At 58.6% G+C, this 18,833-nt stretch carries 13 protein-coding genes; 6 read left to right on the top strand and 7 right to left on the bottom strand.

The annotated features are described in order from the left end of the window. Positions 1 to 1,821 (bottom strand): sensor histidine kinase, encoded by a 1,821-nt coding sequence (locus HRR99_RS21300; protein ID WP_233124783.1) that lies wholly within the window; start codon positions 1,819 to 1,821, stop codon positions 1 to 3. Positions 1,822 to 2,077: 256 nt separating this feature from the next. On the opposite strand from HRR99_RS21300, the gene HRR99_RS21295 reads away from it, so the two are divergent. From HRR99_RS21295 to HRR99_RS21285, 3 genes are all read left to right on the top strand, one after another. Then, entirely contained in the window at positions 2,078 to 3,418 is a 1,341-nt protein-coding gene (locus tag HRR99_RS21295) for a dicarboxylate/amino acid:cation symporter (protein ID WP_111841768.1), read from the top strand. Between the two features lie 184 nt (positions 3,419 to 3,602). After that, positions 3,603 to 5,246, top strand: a complete 1,644-nt coding sequence (locus tag HRR99_RS21290; RefSeq protein ID WP_233124782.1) for a GNAT family N-acetyltransferase — start codon at positions 3,603 to 3,605, stop codon at positions 5,244 to 5,246. Between the two features lie 147 nt (positions 5,247 to 5,393). Then, the gene (locus HRR99_RS21285; RefSeq protein ID WP_233124781.1) at positions 5,394 to 5,924 is read left to right on the top strand and encodes a flavin reductase family protein; all 531 of its coding nucleotides are present in this window, start codon (positions 5,394 to 5,396) and stop codon (positions 5,922 to 5,924) included. Positions 5,925 to 5,941: 17 nt separating this feature from the next. On the opposite strand, the gene HRR99_RS21280 is transcribed toward HRR99_RS21285, so the two are convergent. The 6 genes from HRR99_RS21280 to bcsN form a co-directional block, all read right to left on the bottom strand. Beyond that, positions 5,942 to 6,385: an RrF2 family transcriptional regulator gene (locus tag HRR99_RS21280; protein WP_233124780.1), complete on the bottom strand. Its 444-nt coding sequence runs from the start codon at positions 6,383 to 6,385 to the stop codon at positions 5,942 to 5,944. Between the two features lie 102 nt (positions 6,386 to 6,487). Then, complete coding sequence (locus HRR99_RS21275) at positions 6,488 to 8,725, bottom strand: tetratricopeptide repeat protein (RefSeq protein ID WP_233124779.1); 2,238 nt, start codon at positions 8,723 to 8,725, stop codon at positions 6,488 to 6,490. Beyond that, positions 8,722 to 9,771 (bottom strand): family 8 glycosyl hydrolase, encoded by a 1,050-nt coding sequence (locus HRR99_RS21270; RefSeq protein WP_422387358.1) that lies wholly within the window; start codon positions 9,769 to 9,771, stop codon positions 8,722 to 8,724. Before HRR99_RS21270 ends, HRR99_RS21275 begins: the two co-directional genes overlap by 4 nt. After that, positions 9,768 to 12,179, bottom strand: coding sequence for a cellulose biosynthesis cyclic di-GMP-binding regulatory protein BcsB (locus HRR99_RS21265; protein ID WP_233124777.1), 2,412 nt, complete (start codon positions 12,177 to 12,179; stop codon positions 9,768 to 9,770). Before HRR99_RS21265 ends, HRR99_RS21270 begins: the two co-directional genes overlap by 4 nt. Next, positions 12,176 to 14,371, bottom strand: a complete 2,196-nt coding sequence (bcsA, locus tag HRR99_RS21260; RefSeq protein ID WP_233124776.1) for a UDP-forming cellulose synthase catalytic subunit — start codon at positions 14,369 to 14,371, stop codon at positions 12,176 to 12,178. The genes HRR99_RS21265 and bcsA overlap by 4 nt, the downstream gene beginning before the upstream one ends. A 107-nt stretch (positions 14,372 to 14,478) precedes the next feature. Continuing rightward, on the bottom strand, positions 14,479 to 15,363 hold the full coding sequence (bcsN, locus tag HRR99_RS21255) for a cellulose biosynthesis protein BcsN (RefSeq protein ID WP_233125000.1): 885 nt from the start codon (positions 15,361 to 15,363) through the stop codon (positions 14,479 to 14,481). Positions 15,364 to 15,702: 339 nt separating this feature from the next. Between bcsN and HRR99_RS21250 the strand changes: the two genes are divergently transcribed. The 3 genes from HRR99_RS21250 to HRR99_RS21240 all read left to right on the top strand — a co-directional run bounded on the left by HRR99_RS21250 (position 15,703) and on the right by HRR99_RS21240 (position 18,749). Next, positions 15,703 to 16,890, top strand: a complete 1,188-nt coding sequence (locus HRR99_RS21250) for an AGE family epimerase/isomerase (protein WP_277877931.1) — start codon at positions 15,703 to 15,705, stop codon at positions 16,888 to 16,890. A gap of 207 nt (positions 16,891 to 17,097) precedes the next feature. After that, positions 17,098 to 17,328: a helix-turn-helix domain-containing protein gene (locus tag HRR99_RS21245; protein WP_233124775.1), complete on the top strand. Its 231-nt coding sequence runs from the start codon at positions 17,098 to 17,100 to the stop codon at positions 17,326 to 17,328. 188 nt (positions 17,329 to 17,516) lie between these two features. After that, a complete protein-coding gene (locus HRR99_RS21240) occupies positions 17,517 to 18,749 on the top strand; it encodes an adenylate/guanylate cyclase domain-containing protein (protein WP_233124774.1) in 1,233 nt (410 codons plus the stop codon). Positions 18,750 to 18,833 lie beyond the last annotated feature (84 nt).

Below are 18,833 nucleotides of genomic sequence, written 5' to 3'. Positions count from 1 at the left end.
TCAAGCCCGTTTCAAATAAACAGAAAAACACGTTCCGCCGTCACCCGTTTCGACTCCGATACGGCCACCATAGTCCGAGGCGATATCGCGCGATATGACGAGACCCAGCCCCAGCCCGCCCTCCTTGGAGGTGTTGAAGGGGGAAAACAGCTGTTCGTGGATATCCTGCGCAATGCCGGGGCCGTTGTCGGAAATCGTCAACACCACCTCATCGCCCACCACCTGCGTCTGTACCTCGACACGCCCCTGCTCAACGTCCTCCACAGCCTCGAGCGCGTTTTGCAGAAGGTTGATGACGATCTGTTCCAGCCGAATGCGGCTGCCCGACACCAGAACAGTCTCCTCCGGCAGCTTGATATCCAGCGCATCCATGCGTCCGGCAAATCGGCTTCGCAACAGCACTACAGCGCCCTCTATGACGAGGCGAATGCTGACGGGCTCGGCGGCGGTGCGGCCCTTACGCGCCAGTATCTTCAAATCACTGGTGATGACACCAATCCGTTCCGTCAGCGACGCAATGCTCTCGAGGTTCTCATCGGCATCCTGTTTGCGATCCCGCTTGAGAAATACTCGGGCATTATCGGCGAAGGCGCGAATTGTGGCCACCGGCTGGTTGATCTCATGCGCCACGCCCGCCGCCACTTGCCCCAGAATTGACAGTCGGTTGGCTTTGACCAACTCGTGCTGAACGCTTTGCAGCTCCTCGGCGGTCTGCTCGTGCCGCACAATTTCCGCCTGAAGCCGGTCGCGAGCCATGGTCAGATCGATGGTCCGTTCCTGAACGCGCCGTTCCAGCTCTGCCCTGTCCTGCTCGGCAGCGGCCCGTGCCTCCGCTGCCTTTTGCCTGCGCCGCAGCCAGATCGCAGAAATTGCCAGAAGCGGCATCAGGCTGGCGGCGGCAATGATGCGGCTTTCGCGGACCGCAGCATTGACCGTCGGGTCCACCGGCTGAAGATAATGCAGCTTCCATTCGGTCGTCGGCACCGGCAGTTCAAGCCGCAGATACTCACCCCGTAAAGACCGTGGCGCTTCGACATTGACCATCGCCACCTGCGGTCCCGGCGAGGACAACGTCGTGACCGGCATCAGCGACAATTGCTCGTCGCCGAATTGCAGGCTTTCCGCAATCGACTTGCGGCGCGCCTCGGCAATCGGCGCCACCGTCTTGAACCGCCATTCGGGTATGCTGGTCATCAGCACCACGCCGTTATTATCGACGATGTAGACTGGGCGGCCACCAATGTTCCAGTCGGCTTCCAGACGGCTGAACTCCACCTTAGCAATGACGACACCCAGCGCTTTGCCATCGGGTCCATCCACACGGCGTGAAATGTAAAGCCCAGGCTTTCGGCTGACATTGCCCAGCGCGTAATGCTCCGCCCGGCCTGTATCCAGCGCGCGTTTGAAGTAGTCCCGAAACGCATAGTTGGAGCCGACGAAGCTTTCCGGGGTTCGCCAGTTGCTGGAGGCGATGGTAACGCCATCGAGATTGGTGAGGTAGATGACCGATGCCTGCGTACCCTCGATCAGATCCTCCAGCTTGCGGTCTAGCTGCTCGATCGTCGCGCCGCCATTCTCCAGCGCTTCGATCATATCCCTGTCTCGCGACAGCACCAGCGGCAGAACACGTGGACGCTCCAAGGCGACATTCAAAAGCGCCGTTTTCAGCTCCCCATCCGTGCTGGCGGTGGCAAGCAGCGTCTTCGTCGCCTGAATGCGCCCGAACTTATCCGCAGCCACGAACGCGCCGAAGGCGATGATGAGCCACATCGCGCCGAACGCAATCCAACGGAACCGCGAATTTTCAAAACGAGCATTCATATATCTTCTCTATATCTCGACCTTAATGTGTGGATTTCCGCACAGAATGCAAGATATCACGCGCGGAAATCCGCACAGGCCAGTATTGTATTGTTGCCAGTGTATTTAAAATCATTTTTTTTCAACACTTTATAATTTCAATCAAGTTTTTGGCACGGTCTTTGCAAGAAGCGTCAACGAACGGTCATTGGCCGTGAACCACGAACGGCAGACCCGGGAGGCCAGCAGGCAGGGTTATGACCGAGGAGGAACAAAAATGATTGATAGCACCGCCGTGGCATCAAGCCACGTCAAATTGCCATTTTACCGCCACCTGTATTTTCAGGTCATCGTTGCGATTATCGCCGGTATTGCGCTCGGCCATTTCAACCCGCAGCTTGGCGAACAGCTGAAGCCTCTGGGCGATGGCTTTATTCGTCTGGTCAAGATGATCATCGCCCCCGTCATCTTCCTGACCGTCGCAACCGGCATCGCCGGCATGAACGACATGAAGAAGGTGGGTCGCGTTGCCGGTAAGGCAATGATCTACTTCCTGACATTCTCGACGCTCGCCCTCATCATCGGCCTCATCGTTGCCAATGTCGTCCAGCCGGGCGCTGGTATGAACATCGATCCGGCCACGCTGGATGGTTCTGCCGTCGCGACCTACGCAGCAAAGGCCCATGAACAGTCGATCACCGGCTTCCTGATGAACATCATCCCGACGACAATCGTCGGCGCGTTTGCGGATGGTGACATTCTTCAGGTCCTGTTCTTCTCGGTCCTGTTCGGTATTTCGCTCGGCATCGTGGGCGATCGTGGCAAGCCCGTCGTCGATTTCATGCACGCGCTGATGTACCCCATCTTCAAGCTCGTCGCGATCCTGATGAAGGCTGCACCTATCGGCGCCTTCGGTGCCATGGCGTTCACCATCGGTAAATACGGCATATCGTCCGTCACCAACCTTGCGATGCTGATCGGCACGTTCTACTTCACGTCGATCCTGTTCGTCGTCGTCGTGCTCGGTGCAGTCTGCCGCTACAACGGCTTCTCCATCTTCGCGCTGATCCGCTACATCAAGGAAGAGCTCCTGCTGGTTCTCGGCACATCGTCGTCCGAAGCAGCCCTTCCCGGCCTGATGAGCAAGATGGAAAAGGCGGGCTGCAAACGCTCCGTCGTCGGTCTCGTCATTCCAACCGGCTATTCCTTCAACCTCGATGGCACCAACATCTACATGACGCTGGCGGCTCTCTTCATCGCGCAGGCAACGGGTATCCACCTGTCCTTCGGTGAGCAGATCCTCCTGCTGCTCGTAGCGATGTTGAGCTCCAAGGGTGCAGCGGGCATCACCGGTGCAGGCTTCATCACCCTCGCTGCCACGCTGTCGGTCGTACCATCGGTCCCGGTTGCAGGCATGGCGTTGATCCTCGGCATCGACCGCTTCATGTCGGAATGCCGCGCGCTGACGAACTTCGTCGGCAATGCGGTTGCGACCATCGTCGTTGCCCGCTGGGAAGGCGAACTCGACGAGGCGCAGCTTGCCCGCGTTCTCAGCGGCGAGGAAGTGCCGGTTATCGGTGAAGTCGCACCGACAACCACACCGCAGCCAGCAGAGTAAATCTGCAATCCACCTACTAACGACAGGCCTGCCCGGTGATCCCGGCGCAGGCCTGTCGCGTTTTTGCGAGCCTCATAGCCCGAATTGATGCCCCACCCTCACCCGAACGGCATATTTGACGCCTGACATTTCCGAATAGAATGAAGCCTCCCAAGCTTAGGTACATCGTCGTTGGGAGGGGACCATGCGCATTGACGTCATCGATACCGGGGGCAGATTCGACGCCCTTCGGCGGAACTGGGATGCGGTCTATGGAGCCGACCCCCATGCCACGCATTTTCAGTCCTGGATATGGCTGAGGGCCTATCTCAAGCGGCGCGGTCGATGGTTCGTTCTGGCACTGCGGGAAAAGGGGGAGGGTGCGCCCTACGTGGCGTTCTTTCCGCTGCGTGTCGTGACCCTTCAGGACAAGAAGACCGGCCGGTTTTTCGATGACATCATCATGGCCGGAAACTCCGCCGCCGACTACACCGGCTTCATTACCCTGCCCGAGTACCAAGACCATGCCATCGCTGGCTTTTGCGCTTTCCTTAAAGAACAGCGCTGGACCCATTTGAAACTGGACAATCTGTGCGGGCCACCTGCCCGCCGTGAAGCGATGATACGCGCGTTGCAAGGGCCTCTCGTGATGTTTCGCGACAGCGCACCGGCGATCGTGAACAACATCAACAATAGCGTCTGTCCGGCCCTGACGTTGCCGTCCAGTTTTGACGAGTATCTCAACACATCGATGCGCAGCCAGAGCCGGGAAATGGTGAAGTCCCTCCGGAAAGTGGAAGGCGACGCACGCTATCGCATCACCATATCCACACCTGAGACCATAGAGCGGGACCTGACGGCACTGTTCGATCTATGGCGCATAAAATGGGCGCCATCCAAAGGCGCGGAGCGAGCAGAGACACTGATTTCCGCCACACGCGAAATGCTGATGGACTGTTTCAACGATGGAACGCTGGAGGTGCCAGTCCTGTGGTATGAAGAGCGACCGCTAGGTGCATTCGCCCACATCATTGACCGGCAGAAGAGCGCGATCCTGTTTTACATTACGGGCCGTGATGAAAGCTGGGCGCGTCCCGCACCCGGTGTCGTCCTCCATGGCTATTGTATTCGCCGCGCCATTGCACTGGGTTTCAAGACCTATGACTTCCTGCGCGGGGACGAGCCCTATAAATACGTGCTGGGCGGTCAAGACCAACCGATTACCTCCACAATGTTCAAGACCCGATCTGGAGACAATCTTCAGGGCAAACTTCATCCGCTATCGATCCGCTTTGTCTATCAGCAGGCTTTGCAGCTCTATAAAAAGGGGGCCAAAGGGCAGGCTGAAGTGGCTTTCCGTCAGGTCCTGGATGCAGCACCCGACCATAGCGGCGCCGAATTTGGCCTCGCCAATCTGATGTTCGAAAAGGGTAATCTGGAAGATGCGGCACAGGCCTATCTCACCATCAGCGGAAAGGTCGCCAACCCGTTACCCGCCCTGCTGCGACTGGGTGACACGCGACTTGCGCAACGTGACTATATGGGTGCTGTCAACATATTCGAGGATGTCATCCAGCGCGCGCCTTTCCATCATGAAGCCCTTTACAAATGCGGGGTCGCGATGACGGCGGCAGGCAGGCGGCTAGACGCGGCAGGCATTTTCGAGACTTTGCAAAACTATCATTCGGACGATATGGCAAACATGCAATATGCCGAAAAGGCACGATCCGCTCTGCTTCGCCTCCAACTTTCATTCGTACCAGCCGAGGCTTCGCATGGCTCGATGATGTTCGCGATGACTGAGCCGGAGCAGAACGATCCAGGCATGCCGCCAAAGCGTCTGCACTGATAACCGATCAGGGATGCGCGTCAAACCGTCGCAGACCACAATAGATTTCTACAAAATCACTAAACAATAAAATCCTTTCGCTCCCTGCCCTCCATCCCCGCTGATATCGTTCAGAGACTGGGGACAAAAGCTTTGGAGAGAACAAGGATGACGGCAACGGTGACATACCTTCACGATGAACGTGAACGAGCGGCATTCGATTCCAATGAGTTGAAGTCCGCAATGCGCAGCCTTGCAGGCGGCGTCTCGGTCATTACGGCAGGCACGGGTTCAAACCGTACGGGCGCGACCGTCACGTCTGCTACGGCGCTTTCCATGGATCCCGCAACGATGATCGTCAACATCAACAAATCGTCGTCCACATGGCCGATCATTGCGCGCTACAACCACTTCTGCGTCAACATTCTGTCCGAAGATCAACAGGATGTGGCATCGCGTTTCGCAGGCGTTGGTGGACTGAAGGGTGTCGATCGTTACGCCGATGCTGAGTGGTTTACGCTGGAAAGCGGCGCGCTGGCGCTCAAAGGCGCTCTGGCGTCGATCGACTGTGCCGTCGAAGACGTGATCGAGCGTCACACGCATGCGATCATCATCGGCAGGGTGCTGTCCGTGGAGCAAAGCGATGGTTCGCCGCTCGTCTATCACAGTGGTCGCTACGTCGGCCTAGCCAGCGCCTGATACGGAGAACTCCGCGATCAGGCCGTGCGTTCAGAGGGCTCATCAGCCTTGTTGGAGGCGAACTGCTCCAGTGTCATGGTGTCGAGCACGGATGCCATGGCGTCGCGCACATCGGTCATGGACCGGCGCACCTGACAGGTCTGCGGATCGGAACAGTCCTCGCAGGCTTCGAAAGCCGTGCGGCTTGCGCAACGAATGGGTGCAAGCGGACCATCAAGGGCGCGAATAACCTGACCGATATAAATGTCAGAAGCGGACTTCGAAAGGGCATATCCACCGCCGGGGCCCTTCTTCGAGCGAAGCATGCCTTCGTTGCGAAGTTCCAGCAGGATGGCGTCGAGAAACTTTTTAGGGATGTTGTTTCGAGCGGCGATTTCGCTGACAAACGCGGTCTCTCCCTGGGCCAGTCCCGCGAGATCGATCAAGGCTTTCAGCCCGTATTTGCCCTTTTTCGTCAGCATCGTCGTCTTTCAGATAGCATTATCGGAAACGACATATAGTCCGGCACATGAACTTTCAATGAATTCCATGAAAACTGTCTAAAAATACCCGGGAGAGCATTCTCAGCCCCCGCTCGGACCCTTGCTCGGACGCGCATCCCGCGCTGCTGCCAGCCCGCGAACGGCATCCCTCTGGCCCGTGGAGGCCGGACCCTCGAACACCTGAATAGCTTCACCGTACCGCTTCAGGTTGAGATAGGCATATCCCCTGATCACCATCAGGTCGTTTCGCTCCGTTGCAAAGCGGGCGCGCTGATCAAGCAGAATAAGGGCTTTCTCGTACTGACCGTTGTTGTAGGCGGCCAGCGCTCGGTCGGTTAAAATGGCGATCTGGAGTTCCGTTGCCTTTGTCCGGTCCATGCCGGATTTGGTGGCGGAAACGGCGGCATTGTCCGTCAGACCCATGCGCAAATAGGCTAGGCTCTGGCCATAGGCCGCATCGCTGCGAATGCTATCCGGTCCGCTTTTCAGCGCTGCGCCAAAAGCTTTCAACGCCTCTGCCGGACGGTTGGCATCCATCAGGCACCAACCCTGCTGCAAGGCCTGCTGTGGGGGTAGACCATCCGGGTTGTATGTCGTGCCGCACCGGCTGGATTTGCGTGACGATTGCGTCTGCGTTACCACACGGTTCTGGCGCGGCGCAGCTGCCGGTGCGACCTGCCGGTAAACAACCTCCGTCGGCTCCATCGTGCCAGGTTGCGGACGAACGGCGCTGCGAACCGGCTGACTGCTTGCCACGCTTTGCGAACTATCGCGCTCGGGGCGACCGATATCGAGGATGCGTGGCGACTGCGCACCCCATTGCTGCTGAAGTCGCCGGACCTCGGTGACGTTGTTCATGTCCTGATAGGTCAACGCCAGCCCGTAGGCCGATGGCTCGTCATCTGCTTTCCAGCCCAGTGCCGTTGTGAACCATTGGACGGCCAGTTGCGGCTGCTGGAACGCACGCGAATACCAGCCGAACTCCTGCGCCGTCGCCGCATCCTTCTGCGCCACGGCTTCTTCCGCCACACGCTTCAAGACATCGGGCTCCAGCGCGACGGGCGGATCGAGCGCCAACAAATTGGCAGTGGCGGCAAGATAGGTCTTGCGGGCATCGTCAGACGAGTCGCGCCATTTGTACACGACCTCTTCGGCTTCCTGCGGATCGCCACGGGCGACAAGGGCGAGCGCAAGCCCCTGCGACGCGGATGCGGAATCCTCGGCATCCCTCGCGCGGCGAAACCACTTTTCTGCATCGACGTTGTTTTCACGACGGACGTTGTACCAGCCAAGAAGCAGCGCATCGCTGGCCAGCTTGTCGCTTTCAGCCAAACGCTCCACCCGCATCAGATAGGCTGGCGGCACGGTGGCGTCCTTCTTCTCGCCCGCATTGGCAACGAACTGCCGGGCGAGATCATTCTTGACCGGATCGAACTCCATCTGTCCGTCAAGACCTGGCTTTTCCTTTGCCAGGAGATTATCCATCATATCCACGGGCAGCAGCGCAGACGCCTTCTGAACGGTGGCGAGCCGGTCGCTCGCGCCATCGCAGTTGCTGAGAACATAATTGTACGCGTCTTGGGCGCGTTCTGGCTTATCGGTTCGGGCAAAGGCCTCGGCCAAACGCCACAGCACGTCCACCTCACTACATGTCAGCAGTTCCGGGTTGGATGCTGCCGTTTCCACCACTGCGTTATATTGCTTGAGATCGGACGAATTGACCAGACGCTGGCGCGCCTCGGCTAGCTTCAGCATATCGGTCAGGTTTGAGGGGGGCTGCCAGCCTGGATCTGCCACCTGCCGGTCTGCAATCGCCTTGCGCACCTCGGCATAACGTCCATTGGCGTAGAGCTGCCACATGGTTTCCAACTGCGGATCGCCCTGCTCCGGCACCGCAAGCGGGTCTGCCGGTGGCGTCCAGCTTGGGTAGAGCACTTTCAGACGCGCGATTTCTGCCTGAAGACGGGCCGTATCGCCCTGCGACGCGAAGTAGCGTAGCGCACTTTCGTCGACCACGACAGGCTGTGATGCGGCGGGGGCGACCTGAGGTGGCGCTGACGGTGCTGGGCGGGAGACCTGAGCCAGAGTCTGATCAGGTACGGTTACAGGCGGAGCAAAGCCGGTGTCGTTCTGCGCCACGTGCGTGTTCGTCACAGGCATTTTAACCACGGAAAGACGGTTGTCGGAAGCAGCTGTTCTAATGGAGCCTGTGGTGTGAACCGCAGCAACCCTGCCCAGAAGCTCATCGCGCCACTGGTAGGCGGTGACCCCGCCAACGGCCAATATCGCGGCGGCTATAAAAATCGGTTTACCGATCATAAGCAATCCTGACGCGTCTGAGTCGCGAATGACAATGCCAAGAGATGCAACGTAGATGGATAATAAAGTGTTGACGTGAAGCGTTTCAGGTCGTCTGGAAGGGGTGTTTTGTTGCCAATACAGGCAATTAGCGCCGGGATGATGCGATAACCCGCATCCGAGAGCACGTCTTTGGATTTCCCGCTGCGCAAATCGAACGTCGCCATATTGCCGCCGTCAACAGTGATTCCCGAGCGCAAACGCTCGTTCAAAGCCGCATCGCCAAGACCCGCGCGGGCAAGATAGAGCGGAATTCTGACGGAGTTATAGCCGAATTCCTGCGGAAAACCGTCCGCCGGGCGCGGTTTGGTTTTGAGCGAGACCCAGTCTGCCGGAAGCTGGCGCGGACCGAATGCGAAGGCGTTGATCTGAGCCACGCCATCCTTGCTCAAGGCAGCCCAAAGCGGCGATGGCGCCAGTTCATTCAAAACCGGAAACGCCTCGAAAATCAGATAGGACGGGTTGACGACAGGACCATCGGGCCTGTCACTTTCAGAAAATCCGGCAGTGCCCGGCAACAGCAGAGTGCGCCCTGCCCTGACGACGACAGCCTTGGTGACAATCGTCTTTGCCATGGAAGCGGCAGCCTCGGCATAATCGGACCTGTTCCACTGCTTGGCCGCAAGCGCCAGCGCATAGGCGATCAAGATGTCGCCATCGGTGGCGTTATTGATGTCTGAAATATGCGGTTGCGTCTGCGGGTCCCACTTCCATGCCGCAAGGCCATCGTCCCGCACCAGAAGCTCGGTCTTCGTGAAAGACCAGATAAGCTCGAAATCCGAGGGAGCATCTGCCAGCACGGCCAGCCACATGCTGTAGCCCTGACCTTCGCTATGGCTGATATTATTGTTGCCGGTATCCACGATGCGACCGGCTGGATCGAGAAACGCGGCCTTGTAAGCACCCCAATCAGCCGATGTAATCGAGGCGGCTTTGGCGGTAAGCGGAACGAGCATGATTGCCAGCACCATCAGGAGTTTGAGAGGGAAGCTGGCCATCTGTCTCATTTGTCCCGCCCCATGCCGCGCAGCATCAGGAATGTGACGCATCCCAGAAGTGTTAGAAACCCGATGAAGACGAGAGAGTAGGACAAGGTGTTGGTCGACAGCCAATTGGCCGCAATCAGACGCCAGTTCCAGAAGCTGAAGTCGCGGGTCACGATGAAGCTTGGCTGTTCTGCGGCAATGGTTTCGACCTTATCGGCGGTCGCGTCATAGGTGGCAACGCGTCCGGTGAGCATACTCCAACGCTTCTGCTCGGCCATGGCGGCCATGCCGGTGCGCAAGTCAGCGGCGGTGGGTGCCGTTGCCATGGTCCAGACGCCTTCGCCACCCGGGCTCATGCCCTGCGCCAGCATGAATGTGACATTGGCCGGCGGCGAGTAGATTTCTTCGGCGCCGGGCAGGAAGCGCAGCGTATCCGAACTGATGTCGAAGTTGCGCTTCATCCACTCTTCTAGCGAAGAAACCTGCCCCTGCCAGAGACCACCATCCACCCGTTGTCGCCAGTCATCGAAAAGCTGGTCCGTCTGGGCCGGACGCCCGGCACTATCCGTTTCCTTCCACGCAACCTGACTGGCGGGTGCGAGATCAAGCTGGCTGACCAGCGCCTGCGGCATCTGGCCAAGCGTACCGAAGAACAGCGCGTTTCTCTCGCCGACCGATGCGGGCGTAGCAACCAGTTCGATTGCGACCGGGTGCCCACCCGCAAGCGCCAGTCGGCTGAGCAAGGTGGCAGCAGCAGACATGGTGTCGGTATCCACCCGCTCCAGCCAGACGGCCACAGGCTCGGCGCTGGCACGGTAAGGCTGTCCCACACCATTCGTTGCCGCCAGATCCGGAGCGCGACCGATCATCGCGAAATTCGGAATGTGCACTTCCGTCGTATCGAACAGCGCAAAGCGCGGTGTCTGCGCCGCCGGTGCACCCGGAAGGCACGCCGCATCCGCATCGGTCACCAGAATGGCCTCGATGGAGATGGTGTTCACCCCGGGAACGAAGTGGCGCATCGTGACCTTGATGGGCAAATGCCGGAAAATGCCGCCACCCCGGTTCGAGATCGGCACGGTAGAGGCAATGTTGCCATTGACGTAGACGTCGATGTGGCTGCCGGGCAGAACCTCGTTGGAATAGGCAGCATCGAGAAGCAACTGAGCCTCTCCATAGGCAGATGCATAGAAATCCGCAGGCGTGCCGATGGTGAAATCGGTTCTGAACCGCCTGCCGGAAAACTCGCTGCTTTTTACGCCCAGAGTGGATAGCGCAAGGCGTCGGTCGGACATGACCAACGGCGCATCCGGCGTGTGCCAGGCTCTGGTGGAAAGCGACGCGCGCGACGAACCGGACGGACGCTCGACGGAGGTCGAGAGCGTATCGATGGCAAGTTGCAGGGTCTGCGGCGTCGGTCCGCTGACGATCAACGCCGACACGCCTTTGACGATGTCGTTCTCGAACCCGGCATAGGGACCTGCCAGCGCCTCGGGCGGAACGGATTGGGTGGTGGCGGCAATCTCACGCGAGGTACCGACCAGAACCGTGAGGGTGCCCGGCTTGCGCTCGGTCGGTAGCTTCGTGTCGAAAGTGATCTGCTGGTTGGGCATCTGCGTGCGCAGGGCAAGCGCCTGTGCCAGCTTCAGCAACGGCTGTGCCGCGACAGGGTTGGCAAGGCCGGGCGCTACGATGTTGATGGTGGTCAAACCCGCCGCATCGGCACCCGTGGCCTGAATGTCATCGATGGAATCAAAACGGTTGGCGACATCGGCATCGAAGGCGAGATAGGTGCTGGCCGGACTGACATCGGTCCAAAGATCATAGGTCGATTGCACCGTGCAGTCGGTGCGATGCCGTTGCTGGACGCCGAGCGAAATCGTGTTGGCACCCGCCTGAAGCGCACCAGCCGGTATCGCCATAGAAACAGCGCCATCCGCATCAGGGGAGGAGATGCTCTTCCGGTCCAGCGCGACGTTATTGACGGAGACTTCAAGGTTCGAACTTTCAGGCGCCACGACAATGGCGTTCTGATAGCCGATGTTCACGGACGTCGCCGATTTCGCCTGTTCCGGCGTCAGATAGAGCGTCCACTGGCGCTGGTCGATTTCGCCTGAAAGACCCATCTCGGCAAAGGGGAGAATATAGCGACGACGGTCGTCTTGGTTGTTTGCGACAGGAAGCGCAACTGGTTTCGTAGGCGCAACCGTCGGCATGGTCATGCCCGTGGCAGGCCGTGGGGCAGCGGCGGGCGCTTGCGGGACAGGCGTTGTCGGCGGCGAGGCTTGGGGCGCAACCGGTGCCGGGCGGACGGCAGGCAGTGGCGAAGCCGGTTTTTCCGGCGACATGTCGAAGGGTGTGGTCTGCGCCAGGGCAATGCTTGAGATGGAGGTCAGAAGCACCGCGACGAGAAGCGAGGGCTTCATCATGATTTCGCCCTTCCCAGCACCGGTTTGACCTTCCGTTGCGGCTTCAAGGACCGGAAGAAGTAAAACAGACCGCGCTGCGTCTGGTAGACGGCAATGGCAAGGAACGTCGCAGTGCCCTTGATAAGGCCGGGGTTTTTGCGACGGCTGCGCTGCAATTCGCTCCACTGGTCCGAATTGGCGAATATCAGATCGGCGATCAGGCGGTGATCGACCGCCTTTTGCGGCGAGAACGTGCTACCCACGGAGGTAAACCCATCCTGGCGAACGGAACGCACGATGTTGATCGGCATGGTTTCCGGCACACCTTCGCTGTGCGGCTTGACGCGAATGGTCGCCGTCGTTCCCTGCTCGACAGGCGACAGACCCTGCTCGAAAATATGGATCAGCATTCCGTTGACCGACACGTTCTCGACGGTGGCGGGCAGCCAGAGATCACTATCGCCGATCTGCAATTCGCACCGACGCTTGACGGTAACGCGGCGGGACGCCGACTTCTCTCCACGCTCGGAGACCACGCCAAGAGCACAACCCGCAAAGATGATGTTGAGCAGGTTCCAGCCGCCCACCACAAGCGTGACGTCCGCCTTGTAGGGCTCGGCATAGATGCGGTAGACGGCGAAAATCATGGCGATGATCAGCACAGCGAAGATGACGAAAAACGGCCTGCTGATTTCGGACAGCCGCGCCTCGCTGATCGACTCGTCCTTGGCCGTGACCTTGAACGTCGGCTTCGACGGATTGAAGATGACCGACACGACGGCGGGCAGCAGATGGACCGTCTGCACATATTCGTACAGTTCGGAAATCCACGGCCAGCGGAAACTGCCATAGAGAAAGTTCTGCATCATGAGGTTCACAAGCATGTATGCAGCGGTGTAGGCCAGAAACTCACCGCCAGAGGCGACGAAAATCTGGAGGTCGAAAAACAGATAGAACAGCGGCGCGAAAAGAAAGATCGTGCGCGGAAAGGGAAACAGCCAGAATAGCGTCGATGACATGTAGCAAAGGCGTTGCGTGAACGACAATCCGCGACGAAACAGCGGCTGGCGGAAGATCAGAATCTGCATCATGCCCTGCGCCCAGCGACTGCGCTGGCCGATGAAGCTGGTGAAGGTTGCGGGCTGCAACCCGGCAATCAGCGGCTTGTCGACATAAAGACTGTTCCAGCCGCGCGAATGCAGCGCCAGCGCCGTTTCGCAATCTTCGGTAATGCTGACACCGCTGAAACCCTCGGTTTCCTTCAGCGCTTCACGCCGCAAAACAGCCGCGGAGCCACAGAAAAAGGCACCGTTCCATTTGTCGAGGCCGCGCTGGATGATGCCGTAGAACATCTCGTTTTCGCTCGGCATCGTCTCGAAGGTACGCAGATTGCGCTCGATGGGATCGGGGTTGAGGAAGAAGTGCGGGGTCTGGACAAGGAACAGTCGCTCGTCCTCTTCGAAATAGCCGACGGTTTCCAGAAGAAAATCGCGCGCGGGCGCGTGGTCGGCATCGAACACCACGACCAGCTCACCGGTGGAGTGCTCTAGACCGTTGTTGAGGTTACCGGCCTTGGCGTGAACATTGCGCTCGCGTGTGAGGTAGTTGACGCCGAGGTCGTCGCACAGCGTTTTCAGTTCTTCATGACGGCGCGCTGCGGCCTGCGAATCTGGAACACTGGGACCGTTTCGCTTCTGTACGGTCCCGCCATCATCCAGCAGCCAGACGGTGAATTTGTCGGCGGGATAATCGATGTTTTTTGCCGCCGCCAACGTGTTGGCCAGCAGAATAGCGTCTTCATTATAGGTCGGAACGAAGATATCGACCGTGGGCACATAGCCCGGCGAACCGGGCCGGGTCTTGCGGGACGGCAACGGCATGGACACGATGACAAGGCTGAGCGCCAGCATCAGCACGCTGTACATCTCCGCCAGATACAACAGAAAACCAGGAATGAAGTTTTCCGGCTGGTTGATGGGAGGAAGTGTGCTTGTGGTTCGCCAGTAGACATAGCGCAGCACGATGGCCGTGCCGAAGCCAAGGCCGATCAAACGCCACGCGCCCTTGCCGTTGAGGGATTTGATTGTGGCGAGCAGGACCAGCGAGATTGCCGTGGCGATGAGGTGGGTCTGCAAACTGACCGGCAGCGTTATGATGACCAGAACGCAAATCGACACGATCATCCAGATGATGACGGAGATGGCCTTGCTCATCTGCAAACCCTTGTTTCGCTCTGAGGCTACATGCCTCGATTCCCGACTCACCGCCTTGCGACGATGCCACGGGATGATGCCTTATACCCAAGACAATACTAAATTGGTTAATTGCATCTTTGCGAACCTTCTCCAGACGACACGCAGTCGGGAGAAGGAATGACCACACGTCTCGTTTCCGCACGACTGGCCGGTGCGGGCACATCTGCGGGACGGGTGGATGCAGGCGCTGCCCCCGTTGGCGACGGTATCACCACCCGCGCTGGAGCAGGTGATACGATGGGCTGCAGTTGCGGCTGAGGTGCGGGCTGAACGACGACGCGGCGCACGACTGATGGAGCGGCCTGTGCGGGCGGACGGCTTGGTGTCTGCGAGCCCGGCTGCATCGGGACTTCCGTTGCAGTGACCGGATAGATCGGATTGCCGGAGCGCCCCATGCCTTCCGGCGGTTTCTGCGCCGTGCCGTAGGGGTTCCACCCTTCGGAATCGTAGCTGCCGGTAATCGTGTAATTGTACATCACCGCCAGCAGGTCGCGTGTCGTTACACCCGACTGGCAAAGCCTGAGCGTGACGTTGATACGCCCGAGATTTTTAAAGCCCTGTCGCATATCTTCCGGCGAGCGGATGCGCTGCCAGGCGTAAATGCAGGAATCGTCACCCGCGCCGTGACCGGAGGCGTAGGAAAAGGCACCATATGCGTTTTGCAGATATTCCGCTGATGTTGCCAGTTGCGCACCGGGAAAGGCCGAGCGTATCTCACGCGAGATGGAAGAGGCGCGCAGGCTGCTGCTCGCCAGACCATCCTTGCCGGTATCTTCCGCACGCTGCGGGCCGAACAGTTCGATCTTGAAATAGTTCTGTCCCGGCGTTCTCGCGTCCGAGCGCAGGATGACCTCTTGCTGCACGGCATTGGAGAAGGTGCGGCTGATGACGTTGATAATCTCCGGCCCACCGGGAGGCGGAAAAATCAGCGCTTCTTCCGGTGGCAGCATTTTGGGCGCGCCGGATGCGCGGATGCCGCCGGGATTGTTGCAGCTGGTCAGCGCCAGTGCAATGCCAGGCAATAGAACACAGGCAGCGGGCTTTCCCACCGCCGCGCCCGCCGCATTCAGCATGCCGGCAAGGTCGCGCGCACAACGAATCAGAGATGACCAAACCATGTTCATGAAATACGTGAGCACCGCGATTTAGCAATATGAAAACTTGGTCGTATGTTGTCGTTTTGGCAGCGCGATAGGTGGCTTGGCCATGGAACTTTGCCGCAAGACAGGAATTGGGGTTGTGGGAGGCACGCGAAGCCGCTTTAAAACGCATGTCGAAATGGAATGGAAATGGCAGATCAAGTGATGAGCGTAACCAGCCAACTTTCAGACGAAGCCAAGAGACTAAGGCGCTGGCTCGATGAGGACGCCCTGCCCATGTGGTGGAAAGTCGGCGCCGGAAAGCCCGATGGCGGTTTTTACGAGCGCATCGACCAGAACGCAAAGCCGATGCTCGGCGACAACCGCCGTTCCCGCGTTCAGCCGCGACAGGCCTATTGCTATGCCGCTGCCGGGCAAAAGGGCTGGAACGGCGAATGGAAAAAGGCCGTTGATCATGGTCTGCACTGGTTCGACAAAGTGTTCCGGCTGGAAAACGGCCTCTACGGCAACCTCGCAGACTCCTCTGGCAAGTTGATCGACCCGACATTCGATTTCTATAATCAGGCCTTCGCGCTGTTTGCAGCCGCCGAGACCGCCAGAGTGTTTCCAGAGCGCAAAGCCGAAATGCTGGAGCGCGCGCAAGGCATTCTCGACGTCTTGCGGCGGGACTACGCGCACCCTGTCACAGGCTTCGAGGAAGCCAATCCACCGGTTGATCCGCTGTGCTCCAATCCGCACATGCATTTCTTCGAGGCGATGCTGGCATGGGAAAAGGTGGACCCCGAGGGACCTTGGCGTGAGCTGGCAGATGACGTCGCGCACCTTGCCATGGACAAATTCATCGATGCGCAATCCGGCGGTTTGCGGGAGTTCTTCGACCGGGACTGGAATCCGATGCCGGGCGAAAAAGGCCGCATCATGGAGCCGGGTCACCAGTTCGAATGGGCTTGGCTGCTGACGCGCTGGGGAAACATGCGCGGCGATAGCTCTGCCTTATCGAAGGCCAAACGCATGTTCGATATCGGCGAAAAATACGGCATCTGCCCGCGTCGCAAGGTGGCGATGATGAGCCTGTACGACGATTTTACCGTCCATGATCCGCTTGCACGCCTCTGGCCACAAACCGAATGGCTGAAGGGCGCCGTACGGCTGGCAGCCGCCACACATGGTGAAGAGCGCCACCGCTATCTGTCATCGGCGCTGCGAGCGGTGGGAGCATTGCAGCCATTTCTGGATACGCCGGTCTCCGGCCTATGGTTCGATAAATGGCCGCATGACGCGCCGATGATCGATGAACCGGCACCGGCCAGCACCTTCTACCACATCGTCTGCGCGATCTATGAGCTGGACGAGGTTTTGAAGCAGGATTTGATGTAACTTGTTCAAGGAAATTCAACGGCTTGCTCCATACTCCCGGCAAGCCGTAAAATCCTTACGAAAATTTAACTGTTGCTCACGGGGGAAAGATGGGTATTTTCCGTTTTGCGCTGCAGCATAGCCTCTCCTTACGCAGCGCTGTCGCATTAAATGCCGGTAGCTCCATGGACCCCGGTTCCATTCAATGTCCATTCTAGGGAGATTATAATGACAATATCTGTTTCCGAGCCTTATTCCAGCAATGAAACCCATGCGCCATTTGCGTCGAAGATCGCGGCTGCGAGAAGCACCTGTGGCTACACGGTTGAACAATTGGCCATCACCTGCGGTCTGACCGCGCACGAAATCAGCGCACTCGAGGATGGGTCCGATATCAATCCGTCCCACATCCAGCGCGTTGCTGCTGCTCTGCAAATCCCGCTTTCGACCGTCGTCTAAGCGGCTTTTTTCGCTCTCCCATCGGAGGGTCATGCCTCGCCCGTCGCGCCGGAGTTTTATTGCTCCGTACAGAGCGGGCGAGAAATCCATCAAATCGTTCGGCGATTTCACCACGCCTCTTATAATCCGCATTTCCCCATACCACATGCAGGGCGCATTCATTTTCGAGACCTGACTGTGAGATCACAATGGCAGAAGCACATTCCGCTGACCTGTCCACTATTCCCGATGCGAAAAATCTTTGGCCATCCCGGCGCCATGACATCCTCAACTGGCTGATACTGGAAACCAGCGAGCAGCGGTTCATCGACAATATCTTCGTCGAACTTTGCCAGCGCTTGAATCATGCCGGCATCTCCGTAGCGCGGGGTTCCATAAGCTTCATGGTCGAGCACCCGCAGTGGCGCGGCGCGCGTATGTTGTGGTCTCGTGGCCTGAACGAGGCTGAATTCAGAACCTATGCCTACGGCATGGAAAATACCGCCGAGTATCGCAACAGCCCGATTTACGAAATCCACGCCGGGGCAGCAGAAATCCGATACCGGCTGGATGTGCCGCCGCAGCCGGGCGAATCCAGCATCTACTCCGATCTGCGCGCGGAAGGCTTGACCGAATATTGCGCGTGGCCACTGCAACACACACTCGGCAAGCGCCATGTCCTGACCTTTTCCAGCGACCGTCCCGGCGGATTTAACGATGCCGAGATCGAGCTTTTGCGGACGCTGGTTCCAGCGATTTCGCTGGTTTCGGAAATTCGGCTCAAGAACCGGATCGCCCGCACCCTTCTTGAAACCTATGTCGGTCCGCATGCCAGCCAGGCCATTCTGGATGGCGCAACCACGCGCGGCAGCGGCACGACGGTCGGCGCCGCCATTCTCATTTGCGACCTGCGGGATTTCACCCACATCTCGGATCTATGGCCGCGCGACGACGTGATCGAGCTGCTGAACGCCTATTTCGACGCCATGTCCGACCCCATCGAAAAGTTCGGCGGCGAAATCCTGAAATTCATGGGCGACGGTCTGCTAGCGATTTTCCCGCTCAGTGATCCCGACGCATGTTCGAACCTGATCACTGCTATCGAAGAAGCGCAAGTGCATCTGGAGGCGTTGAATACTGCCAATATCGCCAGAGGTCACGAGCCTCTGGGCTACGGCATTGGCGTTCACATCGGTGATGTCATGTACGGCAACATCGGCTCGAAAAGCCGTCTGGATTTCACCGTCATCGGCCCTGCCGTCAACATCGCATCACGATTGGAAAGTCTGACCAAGACCATCAAGCGGCCTGTCTTGATGTCGGAAACCTTCGTGGAAATGGCTGGCAATATCCGAAATTTCGAGAGCATCGGTGCCCAGACGCTTCGCGGTCTCGATACGCCCGTCAACGTATTTGCGCTGCCACAACCGGCTTCTCCTTGAGACTTCGTCGTTTGGACTTTAACGCCCCGGCCGTTTTGCGTTAGACACCACCTGAGGAAACCAAGACGTAAGGAGATCGAGTGC

Source organism: Agrobacterium vaccinii, from assembly GCF_021310995.1.
GTDB lineage: Bacteria > Pseudomonadota > Alphaproteobacteria > Rhizobiales > Rhizobiaceae > Agrobacterium > Agrobacterium vaccinii.
This window is presented reverse-complemented; position numbering and strand designations above follow the sequence as displayed.